This window comes from Robertmurraya sp. GLU-23 (assembly GCF_052983275.1).
The window spans coordinates 66,387-92,216 of record NZ_JBRKCV010000012.1 but is presented as its reverse complement, the minus strand read 5'-3'; the positions used below and the strand labels follow the sequence as shown (position 1 = coordinate 92,216).

At 37.7% G+C, this 25,830-nt stretch carries 19 protein-coding genes; 1 reads left to right on the top strand and 18 read right to left on the bottom strand.

Annotated elements, in window-relative coordinates:
• Positions 1-47 precede the first annotated feature (47 nt).
• The 18 genes from ACVBAX_RS17660 to ACVBAX_RS17575 form a co-directional block, all read right to left on the bottom strand.
• Positions 48-1,139 carry an NAD(P)-dependent alcohol dehydrogenase gene (locus tag ACVBAX_RS17660; RefSeq protein ID WP_447118186.1) on the bottom strand — a complete coding sequence of 364 codons (1,092 nt, stop codon included), beginning with the start codon at positions 1,137-1,139 and terminating at the stop codon, positions 48-50.
• A gap of 46 nt (positions 1,140-1,185) precedes the next feature.
• Positions 1,186-2,217, bottom strand: coding sequence for a zinc-dependent alcohol dehydrogenase (locus tag ACVBAX_RS17655; RefSeq protein ID WP_447118185.1), 1,032 nt, complete (start codon positions 2,215-2,217; stop codon positions 1,186-1,188).
• A gap of 297 nt (positions 2,218-2,514) precedes the next feature.
• Positions 2,515-3,513 (bottom strand): LacI family DNA-binding transcriptional regulator, encoded by a 999-nt coding sequence (locus ACVBAX_RS17650; RefSeq protein ID WP_430773479.1) that lies wholly within the window; start codon positions 3,511-3,513, stop codon positions 2,515-2,517.
• A gap of 167 nt (positions 3,514-3,680) precedes the next feature.
• Complete coding sequence (speB, locus tag ACVBAX_RS17645; protein WP_447118184.1) at positions 3,681-4,622, bottom strand: agmatinase; 942 nt, start codon at positions 4,620-4,622, stop codon at positions 3,681-3,683.
• Positions 4,623-4,947: 325 nt separating this feature from the next.
• Complete coding sequence (locus ACVBAX_RS17640; RefSeq protein ID WP_447118183.1) at positions 4,948-6,324, bottom strand: APC family permease; 1,377 nt, start codon at positions 6,322-6,324, stop codon at positions 4,948-4,950.
• A 336-nt stretch (positions 6,325-6,660) separates the two neighbouring features.
• Complete coding sequence (locus ACVBAX_RS17635; protein WP_447118182.1) at positions 6,661-7,245, bottom strand: TetR family transcriptional regulator; 585 nt, start codon at positions 7,243-7,245, stop codon at positions 6,661-6,663.
• Positions 7,246-7,310: 65 nt separating this feature from the next.
• Entirely contained in the window at positions 7,311-8,402 is a 1,092-nt protein-coding gene (gene ribD, locus ACVBAX_RS17630) for a bifunctional diaminohydroxyphosphoribosylaminopyrimidine deaminase/5-amino-6-(5-phosphoribosylamino)uracil reductase RibD (RefSeq protein ID WP_447118181.1), read from the bottom strand.
• Positions 8,395-9,150, bottom strand: a complete 756-nt coding sequence (locus tag ACVBAX_RS17625) for a GTP cyclohydrolase II (protein ID WP_430773475.1) — start codon at positions 9,148-9,150, stop codon at positions 8,395-8,397. Before ACVBAX_RS17625 ends, ribD begins: the two co-directional genes overlap by 8 nt.
• Positions 9,151-9,184: 34 nt before the next feature.
• Positions 9,185-10,243, bottom strand: a complete 1,059-nt coding sequence (locus tag ACVBAX_RS17620) for an LLM class flavin-dependent oxidoreductase (RefSeq protein WP_447118180.1) — start codon at positions 10,241-10,243, stop codon at positions 9,185-9,187.
• Between the two features lie 207 nt (positions 10,244-10,450).
• Entirely contained in the window at positions 10,451-11,629 is a 1,179-nt protein-coding gene (locus ACVBAX_RS17615; RefSeq protein ID WP_447118179.1) for a sulfite reductase subunit alpha, read from the bottom strand.
• 179 nt (positions 11,630-11,808) lie between these two features.
• On the bottom strand, positions 11,809-13,434 hold the full coding sequence (gene abc-f / locus ACVBAX_RS17610) for a ribosomal protection-like ABC-F family protein (RefSeq protein WP_447118178.1): 1,626 nt from the start codon (positions 13,432-13,434) through the stop codon (positions 11,809-11,811).
• A gap of 278 nt (positions 13,435-13,712) precedes the next feature.
• The gene (locus ACVBAX_RS17605; protein ID WP_447118177.1) at positions 13,713-15,482 is read right to left on the bottom strand and encodes an alpha/beta hydrolase family esterase; all 1,770 of its coding nucleotides are present in this window, start codon (positions 15,480-15,482) and stop codon (positions 13,713-13,715) included.
• Between the two features lie 73 nt (positions 15,483-15,555).
• On the bottom strand, positions 15,556-17,637 hold the full coding sequence (locus tag ACVBAX_RS17600; protein WP_447118176.1) for an S-layer homology domain-containing protein: 2,082 nt from the start codon (positions 17,635-17,637) through the stop codon (positions 15,556-15,558).
• A 279-nt stretch (positions 17,638-17,916) separates the two neighbouring features.
• Positions 17,917-19,350 carry an aldehyde dehydrogenase family protein gene (locus ACVBAX_RS17595; protein ID WP_447118175.1) on the bottom strand — a complete coding sequence of 478 codons (1,434 nt, stop codon included), beginning with the start codon at positions 19,348-19,350 and terminating at the stop codon, positions 17,917-17,919.
• Between the two features lie 81 nt (positions 19,351-19,431).
• Entirely contained in the window at positions 19,432-21,198 is a 1,767-nt protein-coding gene (locus ACVBAX_RS17590; protein ID WP_447118174.1) for a thiamine pyrophosphate-binding protein, read from the bottom strand.
• On the bottom strand, positions 21,195-22,190 hold the full coding sequence (locus tag ACVBAX_RS17585; RefSeq protein ID WP_447118172.1) for a zinc-dependent alcohol dehydrogenase: 996 nt from the start codon (positions 22,188-22,190) through the stop codon (positions 21,195-21,197). Before ACVBAX_RS17585 ends, ACVBAX_RS17590 begins: the two co-directional genes overlap by 4 nt.
• 130 nt (positions 22,191-22,320) lie before the next feature.
• The gene (locus tag ACVBAX_RS17580; RefSeq protein WP_447118171.1) at positions 22,321-23,172 is read right to left on the bottom strand and encodes a sugar phosphate isomerase/epimerase family protein; all 852 of its coding nucleotides are present in this window, start codon (positions 23,170-23,172) and stop codon (positions 22,321-22,323) included.
• Positions 23,173-23,213: 41 nt separating this feature from the next.
• A complete protein-coding gene (locus ACVBAX_RS17575) occupies positions 23,214-24,173 on the bottom strand; it encodes a hydroxymethylglutaryl-CoA lyase (RefSeq protein WP_447118170.1) in 960 nt (319 codons plus the stop codon).
• 289 nt (positions 24,174-24,462) lie between these two features.
• Between ACVBAX_RS17575 and ACVBAX_RS17570 the strand changes: the two genes are divergently transcribed.
• Positions 24,463-25,824, top strand: coding sequence for a hypothetical protein (locus tag ACVBAX_RS17570; RefSeq protein ID WP_447118169.1), 1,362 nt, complete (start codon positions 24,463-24,465; stop codon positions 25,822-25,824).
• Positions 25,825-25,830 lie beyond the last annotated feature (6 nt).

Sequence of the window (25,830 nt, the reverse complement as noted above, 5' to 3'; positions counted from 1 at the left end):
AAAATTTACTCCTATCCCCTTGTGCCCATAATCTATCCAGTAAAAAATTAGTTTGGAAAAACAATTACCTTCAAGCTATTACTTCTATTAGCATAGGCTTGATACATAGCCTCGTTTATTTGTTCTAAAGAATATCGATCCGTAATAATTGGTTCGATTTGACTGCCTAAATCCTCTAATATATTAATTGCTAATGGATACGTATTGGTATATCGGTAAACAGAGAAAAGATCTATTTCCTTCTGCAGCATAAGTGTCACATTCAATGGGACTTCCTCTGTATTAGGAAATCCTATTGTTACTACAGAACCACCTCGCTTGACCATCTTGATAGAAGATTGCAAGGCTCTTACATTACCCGAAGTTTCAAAGACAAGGTCAGCTCCTAACCCTGAAGTTACTTGCATTATCTCTTTAATTGTATCTGTACTTGATATGTCAATGACTTGGGTAGCACCAAGCTTTTGAGCAGTCTCTAGTCGCAATGGCTCCATATCCGTTACAATAATCTCTTTTGCACCATAAGCTTTAGCAGCTACTACTGTCATTAACCCAACGGGCCCCATTCCTGTAATGACTACAGTTGATCCGGGTTTTAACTTTCCTCTATTGACTGCATGAATGGCTACCGAAAGAGGTTCTGCTAATGACGCATGCTCAAATGAAAGTGAATCTGGAATAGGAAATAGAAAATCTTCAGGATGCTTTAAAAACTGAACAAATGCTCCTTTTACTGGCGGTGTAGATAAAAACTTTACATCCGCGCAGAGATTATACCTACCTTCCTTACACCACGAACAGGACATACAAGCAACACCTGGTTCAACAGCAACACGGTCCCCTATTTTAAATCGGGTAACTTTGTCTCCTGTTGCAACGACAATTCCAGCACACTCATGTCCTTGAATATGAGGATAGGTAACTAGTCGATTTCCAATCCTACCGTGAGCATAGTAGTGGACATCCGATCCGCAAATCCCTACTGCCATCACCTTGACTAGCACTTCTCTTCCAGAGACGGAAGGTACCTCCTCTTGATCCACACTCACTTCCAATGGTTTTTGAAGATATGCTACATTCATTTTTTTAGGTATAGCCAGGTCGAGATTATCTGAAGACTCTACTTTTATGCTAGGCATCCTAATTCTCCTCCTTTATTCCTGTTAAGCCCTAAGATAAATAGTATTAATCATGGCTAAGTAATACTTTTCCGCAACTCTTATCCTCACATAATTGGAATGCATCTTCCCATTCAGACAGTGAAAGCTTATGAGTAATAATTGGGGTTAGGTTAACCTTTTTCTGATCTAAAATTTGTATTACACGATCCCATGTCTTCATCGAATGTGCAAGCGATCCATAAACTTTTATTTGCTTATATAGAATTAAATCAAAATCTAAAGTAATCTCTTTACCAGCTATGCCGACTTGAATATGTTTCCCTAACTTTTTTAGCGCTTTCAAACAGCTCTTGATGGATGGACCAGCACCTGCACACTCAACTGTTACATCTACTCCTAAACTATTGGTCTCTTCCTCAATAACTCTGTCAAGATTCTGTTCATCAATATTGACAACAACATCAGCACCTAGTTCTTCTGCAATCTTCAAACGTAAGGAATCGGAGGATGTCCCTGCTACAATCACTTTGCATCCTTTAACTACTAGAAGTGATAAGCAAATCAATCCTATTGGGCCTGGTCCAGATAATAACACGGTATCACCAACGTGAATCGTAGTTAATTCTTCAATGGCTTGCACCGCACACGCAAGTGGTTCTGACATCGCAGCTTCCTCAAGACTCACATGGTCAGGTAACTTGTAAATCATGTCTTCCCGAACAACAGCATACTTCGTGAAACTTCCGTCCACACCGTGTCCCATACCTCTTCGATTAGAGCAAAACATATAATGCCCAGTTTTACAATATTGGCAAGACCCACAGGTTAAAGCAGTAGAACCAAGAACAGTGACTCGATCACCTACCTTTACCTTGGTAATGTTGGTACCTACCTCGGAAACAATCCCAGAAAACTCATGGCCCATAATAACAGGGGGATAGTTTTTAAATGTTTCGTGGTAGATATGAAGATCCGTTCCACATATACCGGTGTATTTCACCTCAACCTTAACTTTGTCAGCAGGACATGATGGATCGTTGATGTCTAATAATGAAACATTCCCTACGCCTGCTTTCACTTTTACTAATGCTTTCAAAATGATCCGCTCCTTCCTTTTGTCATAGAAAGCGCTTACTCTAATTTTTAAAAAAATATTATTATCATGCTGTTATGTATCAATGCTAGAACAACTATATAAAGCGCTTACTTTTAGAGTCAAAATAAAGTGCTTTATTCTATTAGTTTATTAAGCTAACGAAGTCACTTATTTTTAGTTAAGCGCTTTATCATTTTATCATTGGTTAAATTGTATTCAATACCTTTTAAAAAATCAACTGTTTTATTAAAAAATTTTGAATATTTTATACTATTATATTGCTATACCATTGGCTTACTACAATGGTGCGGTTGAGTTTCTTTCTACAAGCGAAGGTAATAATGTTAAACGCATTACCTCCTTTTTTTCGCCGTTGATCATGGATATAATTAAATCCAAAACCTCTTTACCCATGTTCTGAATCGGTTGTGCAATGGTAGTTAGTGGTGGTTCCACAATAGTTGCAATAAGTGTATTATCAAACCCCATAATAGAAACGTCGTCAGGAACACTTTTTCCTAGTTCTTTTACAGCCTGGATAGCACCAATCGCCAATAAATCATTGCAAGCAAAAATAGCAGTAGGAACATCATCAACTGTAAGATATTTAAGTGCCATTTTCTTACCTGGCTCCACATGGCTCGGACCATCAATATATTCAAAGTTACTCATAAACTCAATGTTTTTCTCTTCTAACGCCTGCTTAAACCCACGAAGTCTTTCCCTATTACTCCATACATCCCTAGCAATAACAGCTATCTTTTGATGTCCAAGCTTTATTAAATGAGAAGCGGCCAAATATCCACCCATAAAATCGTCTAGGGCAACTGTATTAATTGAGAACATTGGGAAGTCTCTAGCAACAATCGCTACAGGGACTTTTTCCTTCACCATTTCTTCAACTTTTTCTAAGTTTTCAAAACCCGAAGCTAAAATAAATCCATCCACATTCTTTCTTTTAAGCAGATTAAGGTACTTGTTCTCTTTCTCTGGCAAATAATCTGTGCTACAGATCACCAAATTATATCCAAACTCATGAGCACGGTCCTCAATGCTTCGTGCAAGCTCAGAAAAAAATGGATTTGCTAAATCAGGAATAAGAAGTCCAATTGTTTTTGTTTGTTTCCCCATTAAAGCAGAAGCCATCATATTGGGTTGATAATCCAACCTCTTCATCACTTCTTCTACTTTTCTTTTTGTTTTTTCTCCTATTCTCCCTGTATTGTTAATTACTTTAGAGACAGTTGCGATTGATACGTTTGCCTCCCTGGCAACATCATATATAGTTACTTTCATCTTTCCACTCCTAATTTAAATCTGAGAAGCACTAATTTATTTAGTTAAGCGCTTACTTAATTTTTATATAAATTAGCAATTATTGCAAGAGATTTTTTTATAAACAAGCAAATTGTTATTTCAAACAACCAAAAGAGAGGAAGTACTTCGACTCCCTCTCTCACATTCTATTCCTTCTTCTCTTTAATCTTCAACGCAGCCAAACTAGCAAAATCATGCACTATAGTTGCAGCTAATAAAGCGGTGATTTGTGTTTGATCATACTGAGGCAGCACCTCTACTACATCAAATCCAATATAATTGAATCCAGTAAGAGATCGAATCATTTGTAATGTTTCTCTACTACTGAAACCACCTACCTCTAACGTACCTGTCCCTGGTGCACAAGAGGGGTCAACAAAGTCAATATCAAAGGTTAAAAAGACGGGAGTTTCACCAATGACATTCCGCATTTTTGTAAGCACGCTCTCAAACCCCGTTTGTTCTAGATCGTGAGTAGTTATGACGTTATACCCTAATTCATAGCTTTCTTGAACGTCGCCAGGATGGTTGAGCGTACCTCTTATCCCGATTTGAAAGACCTTGGACGGATCAACCAAACCTTCCTCATGTGCACGTATAAAAGGAGAGCCATGCCAATACTTTTCTTCGTAATACGTATCCCAAGTATCCGTGTGGGAATCAAAGTGAATCAATGCTACGGGTCCATGGACTTTTGCTGCGGCACGTAAACTTGCAAGAGTAATTGAATGGTCTCCTCCTAGTCCAATGGGGATGACCCCCTTTTCCATAAGTCCCTTAACTGCATCTTCCATAAGTTCGTAGCTTTTATGAATATTATGCGGGATGACAGAAACGTCTCCGATATCAATGGCATTTGTTTCCTCAAAAGGATACACCTTGTGAATCGGATGGTACGGAAATAAAGTCATCGATGCTTGTCGGATGGCCTGCGGAGCAAAACGCGCTCCTACCCGAAAGGAAGCGGCTGTATCAAAAGGCATGCCAATTATAGCTAGTTTGGCATTCTCTCTTTGTTCGGGTAGTCTCACAAAAGACCCTGTTGTACAAAATTCAGGTTTGACCTCGGGCGATAATGGATATTTCATTTTTTATTTTCCTCCTGAAATTTATTTTGAATGGTTGAGTCACACTCAAAATTAAATTCATTGAAAGGAGTACTGGAATCAAAAAATGTAACATGTTCATTTTATCGCCTCAACTTTCTGTTAAATAATATGAATGACTGTCATTCATTTTTGTGCCTAAAAAATAAAATGACTCAAATTTATTTTTAATAATCTGAATATAAGTGAAAAGCAAAAAAATATCAAGTGAATATCTCCACCTTTTTACCAATTAAGAAGGGGAGTTATTTATTCCGTGTAGGTGCATGGTGTTCTTCTCGCACCCCTTCTATTTCATAAAAAAACCTTACATCTTAATTAACGTAGTTGGCTCAAGTTCTTCCATTTCATTAAATTCGATATTACTAACTTTTTTAGTAAACATTCTCGTAAGATATATTAGGTATAAAAGCCCAAAAGCAAGCCATGTCGCACCAAGAATAATAGAACTCTTTTCAAGATTTAACCACAAAACGAAAATGGCTCCCGCACCTAGCAAAGGCATAATGACATATGAAAACAAACCCTTTACTGTTTTGTACCGTTTATTCTTAAAGGCATAATGAGCAATGACTGATATATTTACAAATGTAAAAGCAATTAAAGCTCCAAAATTAATAAATGAAGCAGCAGTTGCAAGGCTGAAAAAAATCGCCGATAGAGAAGCTATTCCTACTATAATAATGTTTAATGCTGGCGTTCTAAGCTTGGGATGTACATATCCAAAAATTCTCTCAGGTAGGATCTTATCTCTCCCCATAACATATAACAGTCTCGATACGCTCGCATGTGAAGCAATTCCAGACGAAAGTGTGCCAGCTATTCCCCCAGCTATAAAGACAATCTGGAATATAGATCCTCCGATCGAGGCAGCAATTTCTGGAGATGATGCTTCTAGGTCAGTAAAGTCTTGAGGATTAGGAAAAACGAGCTGAATAAAATATGAGGTGACAATAAACATCAATCCACCTAGTAACGCAGTAAGAAAAATGGCCTTTGGAATGGTCTTTTTTGGGTGGGGTGTCTCTTCGGCTAGCATTGCCACCGCATCAAAACCTAAGTATGAAAAACACATTAACGTCGCTCCGGCAATAAGAAGAGATGAATCTAACCCTTGTTCAAAAAATGGCTGAATGGAGAATGCTTGTGCTACACCGCCGTCACTTAATAAATATTTAATAGCGACTCCAATAAACAATAAAATAATCGTTCCTTGAAGAATAACTAAGAAAGTATTAAAATTTGCCGTTGAATTGATACTCATTAAGTTAAAGAAGGTCACCACGATAACAAATCCTGCCACCCATATCCACTCAGGTACCGCTGGAAAGATAGAAGATAAATAGATTTGAAAGATAAGGGCATTGACCATTGGTAAAAATAAATAGTCCATTAGCGCTGCCCATCCTACTAAAAAGCCTAAATGTGGATTTATTGACTTTTGAGTGTACGTATAAGCAGATCCAGCGGTTGGATAAACTTGAATCATCTGTTTATAACTAAGTGCCGTTAACAACATTGCAACCAAGGCGAGGATATATGCTGTTGGAACATGACCCGCTGTAGCTTCGGAAGCAATACCAAAGGTATCGAAAACAACCATTGGTGTCATATATCCAATACCCATTAACACAATATGCGATAGCTTAAGTGATCTTCTTAATTCAATTCTTTCAGCCGGCATGTATCTTCCCCCAAACGAATATTTTTAAATATTTAGATAACTAAAAACATGTGCTCTTCTTTACATGTTAAAAATTAATAACCTCCCTCCCTCATTACTCAAAATGACTGAACGTCATTCATATTACTGCAAATTCAGAAACCTTATTAGTTAATATACTTAGACTTTTCTATTCTTTCCACTTCTTCGTTAGACTATCTCACATAACTTTAATGAAATCGCTTTCATTTTAAACCATCTTATTTCATGATGGAAGAGAATGCAAGATAATTTTTAATGTAACTAAAAAACGACAAACACAGGGTGTTGTTTGTCGTTTTTGATAGGATCATTTCCTCATTTTATTGATAATGACCTCTCTAGAAATCGGAATAGTTCTTCTTTCGAGTCTTCTAATACCATGTTTTGATCTTTAGCTATGTAGAAACGCTCAGCTGCATTTTCGACAAGATTAATAATCATCTTTGATGTCCACTCTACATGGAAACTACTAATAATTTCTTCATGGACAATCGCATGCTGTAGTATATCCTCAAACCATTGATAATAAGGCTGATAAATCGTTTCCCACGTTTCTAATGAATATTCTAAAGCAAGACCCGAATAGCAAAGAACAAGCACATCCTTGTACTCATCCGTAATACGGTACGTTTCGTCAATAAACACCTTTATTTTTTCCCAAAAAGTTGACGTGTCTACTACTCTCTTTTTTATATTGCTGAGGGAATACATAAGTAAGTTTTCAGCAATGGCTGGAATTAGGGCATTTTTTGATCGAAAATAGAGATAAAAAGTACCCTGTGCAACGCCAGCTTTCTTTACAATATCGGAAATTGATGTTTTGTCTAGACCTTTTTCAGAGATCACTTCAATGGCAGCTTGTAAAATTTTATCATATTTTTCATTGGTGTGACTCATCATTACCACCTCAAATGAATGAACTCCATTCATTTTACTATATATCATGAGTTACGAGCAAATGAACCTCATTTATAAATTGGGTAACCAACAAATTTAAAATCTTTCCCAATTTGGGTAATCGATGAATCTGAAAGTTCCACAGCATCCTTCATTTTTTCTACACCGCTCCCTCCCAGGAACGATGGAGACAAACTCCCACCGATTAACTTTGGAGCCATATAGAGAACAACCTTGTCTATCAACTGTTTTTCAAAGAAAGACGCATTAATTCCTCCTCCACCTTCAATTAGTAGAGAAGATACTATCTTTTCACCTAATATACTTACCACTTCGTTAGGGTCTACTTGTTTTTTTCCAGAGGTATGAAATACAGTAATTCCCATACCCTCTAATATTTGTTTCTTATCGTTATCGTAGCTGTCACTAGTGAAAATCCATGTTTCTGCCTTGTGATCAGTTACAACCTTTGAATCAAGTGGAAGTTTTAAAGAGGAATCCATAATCACTCGAATTGGATTCCTTCCATTAGGAATACGAGCAGTTAGTTCCGGATCATCCTTAATCACTGTATTTACGCCTACTAATATAGCCATATGTTGATTTCTAAGGTGGTGAACATCTTCTCTTGCCTCTGCGGAAGTTATCCATTTGCTATCTGAAGTGTGAGTGGCTATCTTTCCATCAAGTGTAATACCAGACTTTAATGTGACAAACGGCTTTTTCTGAACAATAAATTTATTAAACACTTCGTTCATTTGTTGAGATTTTTCCATACCTACTCCAACAACTACTTCAATACCTGCTTCTTTAAGGATTTTCACACCGTTACCTGAAACAACAGGATTTGGATCAAGGGTCGCGATGACTACCTTCTTAATACCTGCTTCTACAATTGCAACTGCACAAGGACCCGTTCTCCCGTGATGAGAACAAGGTTCAAGGGTGACATAGATCGTTCCCCCTCTCGCCTGATCACCAGCCATACGTATGGCGTGAATTTCGGCATGTGGTTCGCCCGCTTTTAAATGCGCCCCAATTCCTACTACCCGATTATTATTAACGATGACAGACCCGACTAATGGATTTGGATCCGTCTGTCCTTTCATAGCCAAGGCATTATTTAATGCCAAGTCCATATAAAATTCATCGTTAGTCATTTGGACAACTCCCTTCTTCTTCTAAATGGCCTGATCGCTTGATTTTTGTTTGAAGATAATTTTCATTGTATTCGGATATATCTCCCCACAATGGTTTTCTATCTGAGACTGTTAACCCCGCATTTTTTAATGCTTCAAGCTTTTTCGGATTATTTGTCATAAGGGTAACTGGTTTTGAGCGAAGCGCCTTTAGTACTTGAATTGCATCTGAATAATTCCTAGAATCATCTACAAAACCGAGACTTTCGTTTGCATCGACTGTATCGTAGCCATTTTCCTGGAGAATATAGGCCATTGCTTTACTAAATAAACCAATCCCTCTTCCTTCATGGTTAGCTAGGTAAAATAATGCACCTGTTCCATGGTCAACGATCATTTTCATCGATTGTTTTAATTGATATCCACAATCACATCTCTTACTTCCGAAAATATCACCCGTGTGACAGATGGAATGCATTCGAATAATAGCATCTTCTCCATAAGAAAAATCTCCATATGCTAAAACGCTGGATTGTTGAAGTTCGGCTAAATTAACAGAAGATAATTTATTGATGATTTTTTCGAAGTCTTCTGTTACTTCATCACAATTTAACCAACAATACCATTGAAAAACAACTGTTTCACCGTAAAGGTTAACAGGGAGTTTGATAGGACCAACTAAATAAATGGCTCCTTTGCCTGTTTTAATTAATTGAATTTTATCTTCTAAAACAGAAAGAACTTTTGAATCAAATTTTGTCTGTGTCAAAAAGGTAACCCCTTTTCATTATTATTTTCACTTTCTACTTACTTGTTTCTCTCCTAACGATTGGAGCTATCTGTGTAGCTAATATCTCTATCCCTTCCGCTACTTTTTCGAACGGTAACCCACCAATATCAATTTGTGCTATAAAGCGCTGATGGCCAAAAAGCTCATGTTGACGGAGTATTTTTTCTACGATTTGCTGCGGACTACCTACAAAAAGGGCTGTATCGGGATCTGTTAATTGATCAAATTCGTCTCTTGATAATTTTCCTGTTTTCCCTAATTGCTGATTGACGTATGACTTGTATACAGAATAATAAGGGTAAAATTCATCTCTTGCTTTTTGGCTGGTACTTGCAAAATACCCATGCCCAGTAACTCCTACTCTTAGTTTATCCGATGAGTGCCCTGCCTTACTACCAGCTTGTCGGTATAAATCAACTAATGGCTTAAACTTCATCGAATCTCCACTTAAAATAGCTACAGCCATGCCTACCCCAAGCATACCCGCACGTTCAGCACTTTCTGGTGAACCACCAACACCAACCCAAATGGGTAGATTATCTTGCAGGGGTCTTGGAGCAATTTCTGCGTTCATTAAGGGAGAACGAAATTGACCATTCCATGTGATCTTCTTTTGTTGATTTAATTGTAAAAATAGATCCATGTTTTCTAAAAATAATTCATTATATTCATTAATATCAAAACCGAAGAGAGGGAACGACTCTAAAAAAGCCCCTCGTCCAGCAATGATTTCTGCACGTCCATTAGAGAGTAGATCCAATGTTGCAAAATCCTCAAACAAACGAACAGGGTCAACGGTACTTAGAACAGTAGTTGCACTCGTTAATTTGATATTTTTGGTTAGTTGAGCCATTGCAGACAGTACAACTGGCGTAGAAGATATTGCGTAATCTAAACGGTGATGCTCACCAACCCCAAAAACATCAAGCCCCGCTTCATCAGCAAGCTTTGATGCATCCAGTATTTCCTTCAATCTTTGACCTGGACTAATCACTTTTCCGGTATGAGGATCTGGTACAATATCACCAAGTGTATAAAGACCAATTTCTATCCCTGAGTTTTTCACATGCATTACCAAATTCTCCTCATTAATTATCAGTTAGTTACTTTATGTAAGTAACTATAATATCACAATAAACTGGTGTCAAGTAAGTTTTCCTTTTGTATATTACTCGTTAATGTTACCTTAAAGATATTATTCCAATCTTAGAGCTTTTGTCTCCTAAAAAAATATATTAAAAAGAGCTATTCGAATGTTCGAATAGCTACTCTCTTACTTTTAGTATACATCACGCTGGTATCGACCCTGCTTTTTTAAATCATTTAAATAGCTTTCAGCCTCTTCACGTGATATCGAACCTTCTGTTTCAATAATCGTGATTAGTGCTTCATGCACATCTTTAGCCATATAGGTCTTGTCTCCACAAACGTAGAAGAATCCACCTTTATCTAGCCACTCATAAATTTCCTTACTATTTTCAAGCATTTTATGTTGGACATACACCTTTTGCTCTGTATCACGAGAGAACGCAGTCTCTAATTTTGTTAAAGAACCTTCCTTTACATAGCCCTCTAACTCTTCTTTGTATAAGAAATCTGTTGCCGAATGCTGGTCTCCAAAGAACAACCAAGATCTACCTTCTGCTTTACCCACTGCACGTTCTTGAATGAATGAACGGAACGGTGCAATCCCTGTACCTGGTCCAACCATAATAATATCTGCTTCGCTGGATTCAGGTAGATTAAAGTGCTTGTTTTGTTGAATAAATACAGGAATTGTATCCCCTTCTTCAAGACGTTCTGAACATTGTACTGAACAGACTCCCTTACGATCACGTCCGTGAGATGTATATCGTACAGCACCAATCGTTAAATGTACTTGCCCAGGATGAGCAACAAAGCTGCTTGCGATAGAATACAGACGTGGTGGCAATTTTCTTAAAAGAGATACAATTTCTTGTGCGGTCCCATTCCAAGGTCCAAAGTCGTGTAACAGATCAAGTAAGTCTCGACCATCCACATATTCCTTGAGTTCACCAATATTTTCAGCTGCTACAAGCACTTTTAACTGTTCGTTCTCAGTTAGTCCAGCAGCTTGTTGTAAAATCTTCTTTGTTAATAAAGTAATTTCAAAGTGAGTGGATAATGCTTCTTTCAGTGGTAGTGTTGTACCCGCTTTATCAATGATTACAGGCGTTTCTGCATCCCACTTCATTTCTTCAAGAATAGAAGCAACTAAATCAGGATCATTTTGTGGAAAAATCCCAAGGCAATCTCCCGGTACGTATGAAAGGCCAGAAGCTTCTAACGACAACTCTATATGTCTTGTTTCTTTATTAGAATCAGGGCCATTTAAATTAATATTTTTAAGGACCTTTGCTTGAAAGGGATTTGTTCTAGAATAAGCCATAGTCTCTTCCTTTTTTTGTTCTGAAATATTTTCTGCAGTACGTTGCATGTTCGCCACCTCACAAATTTGTATAACAATATTATTATAACATTTTTTAATTTTTCAGAAACTTATTTTTTATTGATTCATAATTCCATATGTATTGTAATATTTACTCTATACACATTACAAGTATGAAAGCTATAAGAAGAACCTCTCTAATATGAAAGGCTCTCTTAGTTTCCACTTCATTTAAGCTCTTTTAATTTTCGTGTCAGTTCATTAAATCTGCTATCTAGTTCATTATATGCTAGATCTTTAGGGGTCATAAAGCTTAGTTTTCCTAGAACTTCTTGTCTCTCGGTTTCAAGTTTTAGTCGCAATTCGTCTAGATTACTTGTTTTTTGAGATACGCTCCTAAGTTGCTTTTGGATCGTCATGTTATTTATAACAAGTTTTGTATTCGTAGTCTTGGCCAAGAAATATCGGTCGTGAGTAACAATGATTAACGTACCATTACACTCTGCTAAAGTCCTTTCCAGCTGCTCTCGGGAAGGTAAGTCGAGATGATTGGTTGGTTCATCCAATATGAGCACATCTTTTCCTTCTAAGATATATCCCATCAGTTTACACTTTACCCGTTCTCCCATGCTCATATTTTGAATCGGTTCTTTCCATTGAGAAGCTGTAAAACCTAAATGTTTCATGAGATTTTGAACTTTTCCTCTTGCATCAAAGGTTTCTTTGTAAAAAAGATCCTCTGGTGTTTTTTCTAATGGTAAATCAAACACTTCTTGCGTCAAATAACCAATTGTTGCTGTAGGAGAAATCCATACATCTCCTTCTGACGGTACTTGACCAAGTATGATTTTTAACAATGTTGTTTTACCACTTCCATTCGGACCAGTAATGGCGACCTTCTCCCCGTGGAGAAGTGTAAAACTGGCGTTGTTAAATAGCACTCGATCTTCAAAATTCTTTGACAAGTCCTTCACTTCTAGAAACCGTTTCCCAACCTTTTTATGATTTTCAATTGTAAAACGAACATCATACTCTGGTTCCACCCGATCGACTTTCGCTTTTTCTAATTCTTTTTCAAGACGCTTTCGTTTGGACTTTACTTGGGCATCCATGCGTTTTGCTTTTACACGATAAAATTCTTTAAATCCTTCCTTTTTCGTGGACTGTGAATGTGCTTTCTGTGACCAAGAATTGAGCTCATTCATTTGTGCTTCCATTCGCTCGACCATTTTTTGTTGCTTCTCATATTCTCGCTGCTGCGATAGTCTTTTCTGTTCGCGAGCTAACATATAACTAGAATAATTACCTTTCTGTTCAAAAACTTTAGTCTCTTCAATAGACCAAATTTTTGTAGCTACTTTATCTAAAAAATACCGATCATGAGATACAAGAATAATCGAACCTTTATAATTTTTTATTTGCTCAATCAAAAGCTGTGAACCCTGTTGATCTAAATGATTGGTAGGTTCATCCAATAACAAAAGGTCAGATTCTTTTGAAAAGCCATGTGCTAATCGAAGCTTTAGCCTTTCTCCTCCACTTAGATTAGAAAAATCAGTGTGTGTCGGCACCAACCATTTTTTATAAAAAACCGGTGACCCTTCCTCCACAAAAAAGACTTCCGTTTCTTGTTCAACTAAAGTCATTTTTACATTTCTTTCTACCCACTGAATACTTCCTTTAGTGGGAGCTAAATAATTGTATATAACATGAAGTAGGGTTGATTTCCCAGCTCCATTTTTTCCAATAATCCCTATAACATCTCCTTTATGAACATGAACATTTACATCTTTAAAAAGAGTCATACCATCTATTTCATAGCTAACATCTTTACATTTAAAAAGTTCTCTCATCTTTTCATCCCCTTGATTTACAGGGAGAATAAAAAAATCCTCCCAGTTAAATTGGAAGGATTAGTCGTTTCATACCATAGTCAAATAAAGCTTTTCCGTAAAAAAGCTAAGAACCGTATAGATAATGGGCAGACTAATCCTATTTTTTTGATTTGAAATATGAAATTTCAATCGTTATAAAATAAGATTAGTTCTTCATCGTTCACCCATCATCCCTTTCTATTTGGTAACATTAGTATAACATAGCTTCCTCTTAATGGTAAATAATTGTTCTGGGCTTACTCCGTATAATGACGGTTTCCTTCTCCATCCATTTCCCAATGAGAGAACCAGTTTTCCCATAGTTCCCACACTTCTGACACAATGAAGTTATGGGCTCTATCCTTTGTCTGAGTATATTTGTACATCGGTGTTTCATTGTTATCGTACCAAGTATAAGTTGTATATCTGTCCTTTGTTGTAACAATAGCATCACTCAGTTCACCAAGTTCGTTTCTATCCAACCAGTATTTCACAGTAGTATTTGTTTGCCCTGGTATCTTGTGGTCCCAACTCCAAATATCATATTCACCAAAGAGCAGATAAAACGGTACTTTATCATTTTTCCCTTCAATAGGTCTTAAAAGCGGACCTGAAGTTGAACCAAAAGCAGCAAAATATTCGGGCATGACAGCACTCGCATAGTTCGTGAACATTGAGCCAAGAGATTGACCGGTTAGATAACGCTTCCCAGGATCAATGTTGTAATCTTTGTCAATTTGCTTAACTATTTCCTCAAGGAAGACAAAATCATCTTGCTTATTGGTTGCGTAGTTAACATTCCATGTTACTTCTGTTGATGAATTGTATTGTTCACTAGGCATAACAAGCATAAATCCGTGTTTATCTGCTACCTCCCACCAATGGCTCGCGTCAAAGAATACTCGTGCCGTTTGCGTGTTTCCTGCAAGTACGAAGACTACCGGAATGTTTTCCTCAGGTGCAGAATCCGGGACATAGACTAAATACTCGCGAGTATATCCATCCAAATTCATTTCCTTGATTTCAACACCCATTTTTTCATAATCAGGTCTTACACCTAGAACATTGCCATTGACGGTTGTATTATCATAGCGAGTATAGTATGAAAGGAAATTATAAATTTTCTTGGTGAAACCCGTTTTATATACTCCGTTTCCGCCTTGATCAAGAACTGCCACTTTAGAGCGTACATCGCTGTAAGAAGTGACAATACTATCGGAATCTTCTTTTTGCATATAAACGGTACTTCCCATCAATCCCTCTATTGATCCTTTCTCTCCCATTGCAACTGTGTCGTTAGCACCCTTCCAGTATTCGACTAAGTTTTCTACGGAACTTGGGTGATCATTTACAAACCAAGTAGGAACAGGAACCTCAGAGTAAGAAATCTCTCTATTTTCAGCAAAAGTCTTTTCTCCTGTTTCCCGAATAAATTCTGAATCAAGATCTTCTGTTTCTACAAAAACGGAGCTAATGACAAAGAGTGGATTTTGCATCGCCCAAGCTTGAAGTGCTGTTCCTCCGTCACCATATCCGGCTAAATAGAAGACACCGAAAGTATTGTAATACTTCGTATCTTTTAATACCTTTACTGCTTCATTAATATAGGCAAGTTCTTCTTCCACACTTCCCCAACCATTCGCACCAGGCTCTAGTATGAACAATCCTTCTGATTTCTTATCCGCAATATCCAGCCATCCGCTTTTGTGAAGGAACTCTTCAGTCGTCATACCATCTGGAGCAGCTATGACCGTAAAGTAATCTCGGACTGTTGTTTCAGGCGCTACATATATTTTTACCGTACGCGTCTCATCACCGACAGTAACATTTCGAGTAAAGTATCCGTTTAATGGCAACTTGTTACCTAATGTAATATCAATAGCTGGTTTATCCATTCCATCCAAGGATATTGCTTCTCGTTCAAATGGATTCTTACTATTTATTGATGTTGCAGAAACTGGCATGACAATACTTAGTAGCAGTATTGAAATCACCATCAAAAACATGATTTTTTTACCACTCATCATATTTCACTCCTAACCTATTTAGTCTCGTAGGAACCAATACCATATCTATGGGTATAGGTTCCTACAAACTCATTTAATATTTTTCTACTGTGAAGGTGTAGGTACTAGTTGTTACTTTGTCTGGTGCTACTATATCAATTTTAATAACGGAGCCATTTTCAACAGAAACCTTATTAGATGAACGATAATCTACTTTTTTGCCGTTAATTCTGATTGATTTTACTTTAGTAGACATGGTTGTAGGAATAACGGTTATTTCATCATTAGCCTCAGGGACTTTAATTGTATAGTCATAAGACCACGGGTCAAATTTATTTGGCAATGAATTACTAACGGTCATAGTTTCACCAGCCCATGAAAACGGTTTAGAGTCTGGTGCAAATTGTACGGTTTTACCGACCAGTTCCCCGCCATCAAATTCAATATTAGAAAGGACAGAATATTTCAAGTAACCGCCCTCACCATTGTAATTAATAGGAGCTGATGTTAGATACTCGGTATTGTCCCCTTTTATTCCAGGTAGTTTTATAGCAATCCAGTTGGTTCCATCCTTCCACATGTCACCAATAATTGTTGTTCTGCTATTTGGAGCATCATTATTGCCACGTAGAGTTGGAGAAGTACCTGCTTCTCCTTTATCAATTACTTGTTGTACGGCAGATTCATATAACCCAAGGTGACTAGGTTGTAGGGATGATTCGTCGTGACCTGTAAAAATCTTGGTAATCTTGCCCCCATCTTTTTTCAAGTTTGAGTATGTTTGTTGAACCAGTGAGAGGAATAGATCCGTACGAACTCCAGACACATTCACGTTATCTGCAGAACCTGCTCGGGTACAGCCGTAAATATCAGAAGCGAATACTAAACCGTTTTTCTTGTCCTGAAGGATAATATCACTGTGATCGTGCCCAGGCAAAGCGTATACATGTAGTTCACTTCCGCCTATGTCAATCACATCACCCTCGTCAACATTCTTTACTTTTGCCTGATGTTCGCTATTGTTTAGGACTTGAACCCCAATGGCTGCCCATCCTCTTTCATTCACATAGACATCATGATCGTCTATAAAGTTTGGTACCTGAGCCATATGATCTCCATGAGCGTGCCCAACAACTACTGAGTAAGGTTTTCTAGAAATATTTTGATCAATATATTCTTTTAGATTCTTAACATCGTATCTAGTTTGTAATGCATCGAATAAAATACCCTTATCCTGCCCTTCTATATACCAAGCCATCGGTCGAACAGACTCTGCATCATTGTAGATTTGGTATATGGCTGGACTAGTACTCGTACCTTCCTGAATAAGAGTATGCTGAAAATCAGCAACGGCCGGACGATAGAGTTTCCAAGTGAAAGTTTGCACTGGACTTGTGATCATTCCATCCTTTACAGCAATAGCCTTGTATATCACTGTTCGCTCAGGTAATTGATTATTACTTAACATTTCATTTATGTGACCTTTTGATTCTACTGAATAGACTTCACTTGATGTAGTTGGAGTTGAACCGTCAGTAGTATAGTAGATAGTAGCACCTGGTGTAGGAGTATAAAGTTTAACGTATCTTCTTGGGGCAATAGCATTTTGTTTTGGAAGTGCTTGGACTGGAGTGACCATTGTGCTAGTAATCTTATCAAATATTCGATTTACCTCAGATCTTTTAATAGGCTCATTAGGCTTAAAATGCTTTGCCGTACTTCCAGTCATATAACCTAATTCTACTAGGGCATTGACACTTCCTCTAGCCTCTGAACTTATCGTTTCATAGTCTGTAAATGGTGCAGCCTGATTTGACTCTTCAAGTTTAAAAGCATCTACAAGTATTACAGCCGCTTCTTCACGAGAGATTTCGCTTTTGGGATTAAAACTACCCGAAGCGTCAGGGCTTATAAGACCTTCCTCATAAGCGGCCTCAATCTGTTTCCCAAATGGATCTGTCGTTTTAACGTCATTAAATTGTTTAAGTGGTGCTTTCCAAATATCGTTGTAATCACTAGGGTGAGGCCAAGCGAAATAGTTAGAAATTTTACCGATAAATTCTGCTTTTGTAATGTTATCTCCACTTGCAGCAGATGCAAAGGGAGAGCTTGGTACTAACATGACGACCATAATCAAGGCTAAGAAAATCTTAAATTGTTTCTTTAGTTTAGACATCATCTTCCTCCTCATGTTTACCTTTTAAGTACATTACTGAATTGTTCCCTGTTACTCCCTAACACCACCCTTGTAACGTTAGCAATGGTGTAAATAGGATAGTTAAGTATGGAAAGCTTTGTAGCTTCCTTTAGATTTGTATGCGCTTTCAATATTGTCTACATTTAACATCACCTCCTCTCAATTAATGGCAGAGGTATAATAGATAAAATAAAGAGGCTACTCAAAAGTCACAATTTATTGTTTCTACGAGTCTGCCTCTTTATCTATCTAACGATCTTATTTTTCTAGCTCTGGATCAAAAAATTCACCAAATAACTCTGCATCAGAAGGTTTATCTTCTGGAATTGGTTTCGACACCCACGTATAGTTCATATAATGTTTAAGATTCACGTTCTCTGAGATGATATTTCCTCCCCATGTTCCACAACCAAGGCTTGATGTCATTGGCATACCATTCGTAAACGAACCCGCATTTGCTTTTGACTGGGGTTGGCGAACCATAATCCGGCTCACTGGTGCCGCTAGTCCTAGGCGATGAATATGATCATCGTTAAACGAGTATATACCACATGAATGTCCTTTTCCTCCCACTTCATAAATAGCTCTCATCATATCAAGTGCATGTTCAAACTCACCTTCATATTTATACACCGCTAATAAGGTGGTTAATTTTTCACCCGAAAAAGGGTATTCTTTTCCGATTTTATCACCTTTTACAATGATGAATTTTCGGTCTTCAGGAATCGAAAAGCCCGCTTCTTTAGCTAATTGTTGCGGAGCAACAGCGACCGTGTTAGGAAGACGATGCCCCTCTGCATCCCACATAACAGAACGAAGGCTAGCTTTTTCGTCATCATTGGCTAAGTAGCCACCTACCTTCACCAATTCTTCTAGCAACGCCTCGTATACTTTGTCACTTATAATTAAATTTCCATCAGCTGAACAACCGGAACCAAAGTCTGATGTTTTACTTTGCATCGTGTTTAGTGCTGCTTCCTTCACATCAGCTGTATCATCTATGATCATCGTTGAGTTACCGGCACCTACACCGTAAGCCGGTGTTCCTGAACTATACGCACTTTTGACCATATCTTTCCCACCCGTAGCAAGAACTAGATCTGACCTTGACATGAGTGCCTTTGTCATCGGTATATTAACTAATGTTAAGCACTGAAGAAGATCTGCTGGTGCTCCTTCCTTCTCAAGCGCTTCCCTCATGAGCCTAACAGTTTCAAATGTCGTTTTTTTCGAACGAGGATGCGGTGAAAAGATAACGGCATCTCTTGCCTTAATGGCATAAATAGCCGTACCTGCTGGGGTTAGATCAGGATTCGTTGTGGGCACAATCGAACCGATAATACCTACTGGCTTCGCATATTTAACAATTCCTTTTTCAGGTATTTCCTCAATAGCACCCACGCTTTTTTGGCGGAGGGCATCTCGTAAAATGCCTCGAATTTTCATTCGTTTCCCCATTCGACTCACACGGTCACCTAGCTTACTTTCCTCAATTCCCATATCAACTAATTCAGTAAAAGTTTTTTTATTGGATACTGCCCATGCGACTGCCTGGCATAAGCGATCCAGCTTTTCCTGACTATATGACTCAATAATATCCATTGCCTTTTTTGCTTTCTCAAACGCAAGATCTAATTCCTTTTGTTGTTCTTCCGTGAGTTCGGTTGGTTTTTTTATTGCATTGGTAGACAATAACATTACCTCCTACAAATTTAATAGATTAGTAGATCGATCTTATTTCAGCTTAGCAAAATCATTGAATCCCTTGATTGGTTAGACAGATACGTGGTGTACACTTTTCCCAGGAGAATAGATGTCCATGATGTTCCAATGTCCATCGGTAGGTACTGGGTTATTCAGCATCGCTACGTCAATTACGACTGGCTTATTCGCTTTTATGGCTTTTTCTAAGGCTGGTTTGAATTCTCCTGCAGACTGAACCTTGATTCCTTCCACCCCGTAAGCTCTAGCAATTGCTGCATAATCTGGAGAGTAAGGTTCTCCATCTTTTTGAAAGACAGTCCCTAAAGTCGTACCAAAATGAGCTTTTTGTAGACCTGCGATCGTGCCAAATGCAAAATTATTCATAATAACCCAAACAACCGGGATATTTTCCTCTGCCGCTGTTGCTAATACAGCTGGATTTTGACCAAAACCACCGTCACCCACTAATGAAACAACGATTCGATTTGGTGCCGCAATCTTTGCACCCAGTGCAGCTGGTGCTCCAAATCCCATCGTAGCGTATCCTCCAGGAGTCAGAATGGACCCAGCCTCATAAATAGGGAACTGCTGACCTACTCCATTTTTATTCCACCCAACATCCGTTGTAATAAGAGCATCTTTAGGGAGAACTTGACGTACTTCATCAACAATTCGTTGTGGCATCATTGGGAATGATTCATCTTCAATAAACTTTCGATTGCTTTCCTTAAACTCTTTGCGATATCTCTCAATCTCTTCTTTTAAAGTATCAAGAGAGTCACGTTGTACCCCGTATGGGAACATTTCTTCAGCTACTCGATTTAATACGGTTAATGCTTGTTTTAAATCGGCGACTACACCAATTTCAACTGGGTAGTTCCTTCCAATTTCGCTCGGATCAATATCTATTTGTATTAATTTCGTTGGAGGGAAGTTGAACGTGTATTCCGGTTCCCATGAACTACTATCTGCTTCGGCGAAGCGAGTTCCTAAACCAAAGACGTAATCTGCGGATTTGCATTTGTCATTTATAAATTTAGTTCCCCAAAATCCAGTCATCCCTAGTGTCAACGGATGATCATCAGAAACTGCACCTTTCCCCATTAAGGAATGGGCTACAGGCATGTTCAATCGATCTACTAGTTCTCTAAGCTGATCTGCTGCATCAGCTAATAAGATCCCTCCACCTACATAAAAGATCGGACTTTTTGCTTCAGCTAGCGTTTGGATGATTTTCTTTGCTGTTTCGTTGTCAATTGATGGCTTATGAAAATTCTTTGCATTCAGCTTTTGCTTTTCAAAGTAAGAGGTTTCTAATTCTTTTGAAAAAATGTCCATTGGGACGGAGATTAACACAGGGCCAGGATTTCCGCTTTCAGCTAAATGAAAGGCTTTTTCTAAAATCTCAGGAAAGAGATGTGCACTATCGACCCTCCAAGCTCTCTTGACAAAAGGACGATAGATTTCATATTGAGTTGCATCACCATGTAAATTTACTTCTTGATGCGGATGCTTTCCGTAGTAATGAGTTGGTACATCGCCTGCAATTACGACCAATGGTATCGAATCCAAAGCTGCATTCGCCACTCCCGTTGCTGCGTTTGTGAGTCCTGGACCTAAGTGGCTTAAAAGAACGGCTGCTTTTTTCTTTATCCTCGCATAGCCATCAGCCATATGGGCGGCAATTTGCTCATGTCTAACATTCACAAACTTAATTTTGCTATTCTCTAAGGCAGAAAGTACGGCAATATTTGTGTGACCACAAAGTCCAAAAATATGTTCAATGCCTCTTTCTTCAAGATAATTTACTAATTGATATGATATTAACTGTTTCATATATGGCCTCCTTTAAAATCTAATAATATTTTGCCACACTGACCTGAGATGGCGTAAATATATGCCTTTTTAAACTCTTTTAGAGGGAAAATATTAGAAATAATTGGCTTTACATCAAAATCATCATTAAGAAGATAGTCTACACACTTAGAAAAATCTTCAGGAAAATTATAAATAATTGATCCATGAATCGTAATTTCATTTCTAACAATTTGTACAATTGGCAGGGTTGCTTCGGGAGTTAGACCTATTAAAATGACAGATCCGCCTTGTTTAACCACTCGTACCGCTTGTTCCACAGCCTGTTTTACCCCAGCGGCTTCAATGACCACATCAAACTTTTCGTCCTTCACTTCATGAGCTAAAACGGTATTAACTCCAAAAGCAGCTTTTACTTTTTCAAGCTTTGATTGATAAATATCTATCGCGGTCACCTTCGCTCCAAGGAAGTTAGCTAAAGCAATTGAAAGCATTCCCTCCGTGCCACAACCAATGACTCCTACAGTTGTACCTTTTGTAATAAATGCTTTTTCAAAAGCATGGGTGATAACGGCGAATGGTTCAATTAACACTGCTTTTTCATCTTGTAGTTCCTCAGGAATTGGAAGAACATACTTTGATGAAATGATAATCTCTTCTGAAAATATCCCATCCACATTGACTCCAAGAGATTCCTTAAAAGAACAAATATTTCGATAACCTCTTTGACAATTCTCACATTCGCCACAAAAAGTATTAGGTGTAACAACAACCTTTGTTCCAGTGGTAAGATCGACCTTTTCACCGACCTCAATCACTCTCCCTACTAACTCGTGACCAGGTCGAACCGGGTACTTCGCGTGACCAATCTTTCCCTTATAAACACCAATATCAGAACCACAGATACCGCCATAAATGAGTTTAATTCTAACTTCGTTTTCTTTAAGAGGGGATTCAACTGGAAATTCTTTTAGTTCTAGTTCCCCGGGGTTTTTCAAATGTAATCCCCACATAAATGACCACCACCCAAAATATTTAGATCGATCTAAAATAAAGAAAGCGTTAACATAATAGTACCTTTTGTTCCAAAGAATAGCAATCAAATATTTCCTATATTACTGAAAATATAAATTAATCAGAAAACTAAAGTCCGATTTTTTTACGTAACGATTTCTCTTCGGTTGCATGAATAGAAAGAAACTCTTTTGCAGTTTCTAAACAGCGTCGCGCATACTCTTCATAACCTAGCTCTTTTACTCGTTTAATATTTGGCATTTCAATCGAGCATGGTGTATTCACTGGTATACTGTTTACGATACCAGCAATATCGATTCCCCCTTCGCCAACATAAAGACGTTCCTCCCTAAGGATCCGCTTCATTTCATCAATCGATGTTGGTGCTTGAGAAGGGGCATCGCATAGATGGAAGTAACGAAAGTATGAACTAGGAATATTTTGGAGGTCCTCTAGTTGATCTCCTGACCGGTGAAAATGGTGCGTATCGATCATAATTCCCGCATTAGATCGATTTGCCGAATGAAGAATATCTAACGTGTCTGCAAGAGTCCTGACACTTGCTATGGGTACAAATTCAAGTTCCACTGTTAGATCAAATTGCTTAGCAAGATCACAGACTTCGCCAAACTTCTCAATCGCATCATTCCGGTTATCTGTCCAAATACTGCTTAGAACATGGCGTCCACCTAACTCTGCAGCAACTTCAAAAGCCGGCAAGTAGTTTAAAGGATTCATTCCATCAAAAATTCTAGCTAACTCAATATCCAGTAACCTCAAACCTGTGTCTGCAAGTGCTGCCTTTGTATCTCTCATCATCTGTTTATTGTTTGCAAGGTCATAATTCGGCTCTCCTGGTAACCCCATATAAATCGGCCGAAGACTCACAAAATCATAACCCACTCTAGATGCAATATGAATGATTTCAGCTGGAGTACAATGAAGTGCAGTAAGGTGTGCAATTGAAAATGGTCTTGTCATCATTTTCCTCCCCAACATAAAAGACTAATCTCGTAACCCAGTTATTTTTCTATTTTTCGTTGACTCGTTACCTTTGTGTGTAGATGAGAAGATGGCCCCGCTTTCAACATATAGCTTTCACTGTCGCATCCTAGCTTCTGTTTTACAGCCTTTGCCGTGTGGATAACCTTATTTAGATCCATTCCCGTCTCCACCCCCATTTCATGAAAAGCATAAACTAGATCCTCGGTCGCGACATTTCCTGTTGCTCCAGGTAAATATGGGCAACCTCCTAGTCCGGCTATTGAACTATCAAAATGAACAATTCCCTGCTGCAACGCACTAACTGCATTTGCAATCGCAAGACCTCTAGTATTATGAAGGTGTAAAGTAAATAAAATATCGGGAAAAGTATTACGTAAATGGCCAATCATTTCATATACTTGTTTTGGATTTGCGGCACCAGTGGAATCCGCCAATGAAATTTCTTTGACACCCATTGATTCGTATCTATATACAATCTGATTTATTCTTTCTTGAGGAACTTTCCCCTCAAACGGGCATCCAAAGGCTACGGATATAGACCCTCCCACCTCTATCCCTTTTTTTTGTGCTAATTCAATGATCGGATAAAAACCATTCTGAGCTTCTTCCGTTCTACAATTGGCATTAGAGATACTATGTGAGTCAGTGGCAGATAACATGAGTTTTATCTTGTTTATGCCTGCCTCAATGGCTCTTTCTGCTCCTTTTACGTTTGGTACTAATGCTCTAAATTTAATATTTTTCAAGTCATTACATGAACTGACAACCTCTGTAGCATCCTTTAATTGAGGTATTGCCTTTGGATGAACAAACGACGTAATCTCGATTGTAGTAACCCCTGTTTCTGCTAACGATCGAATGATTGAAACTTTTTCTTCTGTAGGAATCCATTGATATATCGCTTGGAATCCGTCACGAGGAGCAACCTCGCAAATATAAGCCCTTGAAGGTAGTGCGAATTCGGTTAGGTTGTTCATACGTACACTCCTTTACTTAATAGTTCTTACTGTACTAAAACTGAAAAAGAGTAATTATATCGATCTAATAAAATATTAAAAAAATATGTTAAGCCAGATCCCCACCTTTTAACCATGGTAACAGCAATAAAGAAAGCGTTACCATAATAATACATGATTTCCGGTTGTTTGCAAATATATTTACCAGAATTTTCTCAATAATTTAAAAAAGAATGGACGTTGATGAGGAGGTTTAGTATTATTTAGTAAGTGGTAGATCGGTCTAATAATAAAGGGGTTAGCAAATTCTATGAGATTTTATATATATTTAATACTTATTATTTTGTATATTGCATCCAACTTCACATCCAGCTCTGTGCTCCCTTTTATTATTGGTATGGTAGCTATCATTGGATTAATCGTCTCTTTTCTTCATGCCTCGGGAATGTATCTGTATTCTGGATTAGTCTTTCTGTCTCTAGGAGTTTGTTTATATTTCATCAACATAATAACAAATGATCTTCCCTGGTATCATCTATTTTTGCATTTCGAGTCAATGCTAGGTATGCTCTCCCTTTTTTGGGTTCTCCCCTTTATTAATACTCTGATTCGAGTCGGTAAATATGATAAAAATTTGAATGTCTTACTTCAGCAAGGCATTAAGAACGTAAGTAAACTATATAGAAGGAGTTTTCTTGTTTGCCATCTTTTAGGGCTATTTTTAAATATTGCTACCATTCCAATCCTAAGAAACTCCATGAAAAAAACTCTTCAGCAAATTCCAAAAAAAAGCCAAGAAAAATTTTATACACAGAACCTATTACGTGCATATGCGCTTTGTCTTATATGGAATCCACTAGAAGTTATGGTTGTGACATCTCTAGACATTACTAATACTGATTATTTTAAATTTTTCCCAATAATTATTTCAATCGTTCTATTGTTTATTCTGATTGATTGGCTTCTGTCTCATTTTAAATATTCACGAACTAGATTAGAAGTCGAATATAACGATCAGATAAATCTGGTCAAAACGGTTAAAAAAATAATTGAATTAATTCTATTGCTCCTGGTCCTTGTATTAGTTGTTACGATAGTTCAACGGATCCTTGATAAAGGCTTTCTTTTTTCTATGGTATTAGTGATCATACCCATTTCCTTTCTATGGGCATCCTTCGTTGGTATCTGGAAAAGGTATAGTAAAGTTGCCGTTTCACAATGGACAGAAAGAACAAAAGGACTTTCCAATTACTATTTTATGTTTTTAAGTGCAGGATTCTTGGTAGGAATGATTTCGAAATCTACGTTAATTTATTTTTTGCAGACACTATTTGAAGATACTTCAGAACATAGATTATTGCTTTACTTAGTAATTGGTGGATATTTTCTTGTATTATCTCTTATCGGTTTTCATCCTCTGGTGTCACTTACACTTTTAGCAACTTTACTACATCCACTTTTACCGAGCATTTCATCCGTATCATTGGCTGTTGTTCTGATTACTTGTAGTCTAGCTTCCGTCATGTATAGTCCTTTTAACTTATCGGTATCATTATTAGCTGATCAGTTAAAACTAAATTCTTATCGAATGGGTATATGGAATATTTTATTCGCGATTTCATTTATGATTATCTGTATACTCATCGCCTATCAACTTAGCTTTATCATTTAAAAAAGG